5 protein-coding genes are annotated in these 2,379 nt (G+C 62.1%); 4 read left to right on the plus strand and 1 reads right to left on the minus strand.

The features are described from left to right. Nucleotides 1–348 (minus strand): VOC family protein (locus EN925_RS32165; RefSeq protein ID WP_206633045.1); only part of this gene is annotated, 348 nt, incomplete at its 3' end. Nucleotides 349–657: 309 nt separating this feature from the next. On the opposite strand from EN925_RS32165, the gene EN925_RS32170 reads away from it, so the two are divergent. The 4 genes from EN925_RS32170 to EN925_RS32185 all read left to right on the plus strand — a co-directional run. Beyond that, nucleotides 658–825 (plus strand): hypothetical protein, encoded by a 168-nt coding sequence (locus tag EN925_RS32170; RefSeq protein WP_013529241.1) that lies wholly within the window; start codon nt 658–660, stop codon nt 823–825. An 85-nt stretch (nt 826–910) separates the two neighbouring features. Further along, nucleotides 911–1,501, plus strand: a complete 591-nt coding sequence (locus EN925_RS32175) for a DJ-1/PfpI family protein (RefSeq protein WP_064993261.1) — start codon at nt 911–913, stop codon at nt 1,499–1,501. Nucleotides 1,502–1,576: 75 nt separating this feature from the next. After that, on the plus strand, nt 1,577–1,984 hold the full coding sequence (locus EN925_RS32180; protein WP_063169160.1) for a hypothetical protein: 408 nt from the start codon (nt 1,577–1,579) through the stop codon (nt 1,982–1,984). Nucleotides 1,985–2,109: 125 nt separating this feature from the next. Further along, a partial coding sequence (locus tag EN925_RS32185) for an HTH domain-containing protein (protein ID WP_128337216.1) occupies nt 2,110–2,379 on the plus strand: 270 nt, incomplete at its 3' end.

Consider the following 2,379-nt stretch of genomic DNA (forward strand, 5'->3'; position numbering starts at 1 on the left):
GGCCGACGACCCGCCGATGTCGCCGATCTCTCCTGTTGCCAGGCCTTCGTCGGTCAAGTGTTGCTTCCACCAGGCAAGGCTCTCCTGGCTGCCGACCCTGAGGCTGGTCCGCACGATGCTGTGCGTGCCGCGCCGCTCGCGGCCGACCGGCCAGTCGAAGAAGGTAAGGTCGGTGCCCGGTGTCGCTTCGCCGTCGGCATAGAAGAGGTGGTAGGCCGAGGTGTCGTCCTGGTTTACGGTCTTCTTGACCAGCCGCAGACCCAGCACCTTCGTATAAAAATGAAGATTGCCAGGCGCATTGGCGGTGATGGCGGTCAGATGGTGGATACCTGTCAGTTGCAAGCTCATCGTCGTCTCCCTGCTGTTGGGGAAGAATTTTCTCCCTCCATATCAGAACTGCGGTCACCCCGCTGAAGGCCTCGTATTCCGACAGTCCGTCGCCGGAAACTGAACAGCGGCGCCCAGTGCACGTCGTCGCTATGAACAATCGGAAGTCGCGAACCTGCCTTCGGCACCGTTCGATGCGGCGAAAAGCGATGCCTTGCCTGCGGTGCGCGCACCGGTCGCAACTATCGTCTCGCGCCTGACATCCTCCTGACAGACTGCTGTCAGGAGGGGTATGCGATAGTACCTCCATACAGAGAGAGGAGACTGGCCATGAACGGTTACACCATTCTGCGCGGCATGCAGCACTATGTCGGCAAGATCCGCACGATGCGCAACGAGATCCGCACCCAGCGGTTCATGAACTCGCTGCCGGCGGATATTCGCAAGGATATCGGCTGGCCGGACATGTATGCGGACCGTGGCCCTCGCGGCAATTGAAGCCAATTTTTCGACCCAGCGATTGGATGTGGGCGCGTCAACGCCCAGATAACAGGTCCGGTGCGTGAGGAATGGGAGCGAGCTTATGCCCGAACAGAAGACGATCGGTTTCCTTTTCATCGAAGGTTTTGCCGACTGGGAGTATGGGCTGCTGGCGGCCTCGGCGGTCGAATGGTTCGGCGCCCGTGCCGTGTCGCTGACGCCTGATGGCAACCCAGTGGCCGGGATCAGCGGCTTTCGGCTGACGCCTGATCGATCGGCCGGGGCGGATGAGAATGACGATCTCGACGCCATCGCCGTCATCGGCTCCGATGAGTGGGCCGGCAAGGCACCGCCCGATGTTGCCGATCTGCTCAATGCTGTTGCATCGCGCGGCGGCGTGGTCGGCGGCATCTGCGCCGGCACGCTGGCGCTAGCCCGCGCCGGCCTGTTCGAGAAGGCCAGGCATACGAGCAATGGCCGCGACTGGATCAATGGTCATGAGGCCGGCTATGCCGGCGACAGCCTCTATCAGGATGTGCCGCATGCCATGGCCGACGGCAAAATTGTTTCCGCGCCAGGCTCGGCGCCGGGCACCTTCGCGCTCGCCTTTCTGAAGACGCTCTACCCCGAAAGAGGCAGCGATCTCGCTCGGATGCGAACGCTGTTTGCCAAGGAGTATGCTGAAGCCTCCTGACAGTATGCTGTCAGGAGGGCCGTGCAATGGTGCCAGCTTAGGGCACCCGTGCATCGGCGGTCGAAAGGACGATCGATGAAGAGTTGGAACGACAGACTGAGCACACCAGGCATCAACGGCGTCAAGCCGACGCCGCGCACGATGGCCGATGTCGTCGAAGGCCAGCCTATGCTGGTGCCGACAGCGCGCCAGGTCGATGATTTCATCCGCTCGATTCCCGAAGGCGTCGAGATGGATGTGCGTGCGCTGCGTACAGCACTTGCCGTCGAGCATGGCGCCGAAGTGACATGCCCGGTCACCATAGGCTATCATCTGCGCACTGTTGCCGAAGCCGCCAACGAGGACCTCCAGCGCGGCATGACGCCGAGTGATGTGGCACCGTTCTGGCGCGTGCTCGATGCGAAAACACCGACGACGAAGAAATTGTCCTTCGGCGCGGAGTTCGTCGCCGCGCAGCGCAAGCGCGAAGGACTGAAACCATGAGGCATGCCGCCCAAAAGTGTTCTGCGGTTTTGGGATAACGGCATGCGCGAAAACACGATGCATGCCACCCAGAGGTGGACCGGTTTCGGGCGGCATGCATAGAGACAACGCCGAGGGACCATACGATGCGCCGCGCCGACAGGCTCTTCCAGATCGTGCAGCATCTGCGCGGTGGCCGATTGGTCACCGCCCAGAAGCTCGGCACATGGCTCGAAGTTTCCGAGCGAACCATCTATCGCGACATTGCCGATTTGCAGTCGACCGGAGTGCCGATCGACGGCGAGGCCGGCGTTGGCTACATGATGAGGGAGGGTTTCGACCTTCCGCCGCTGATGTTCACGCGTGACGAGATCGTCGCGCTGGTCGCCGGCGCCCGCATGGTGCGTGCCTTTGGC

The organism is Mesorhizobium sp. M7A.F.Ca.US.006.04.2.1 (assembly GCF_004022915.1).
Taxonomy (GTDB): Bacteria; Pseudomonadota; Alphaproteobacteria; order Rhizobiales; family Rhizobiaceae; genus Mesorhizobium; species Mesorhizobium ciceri.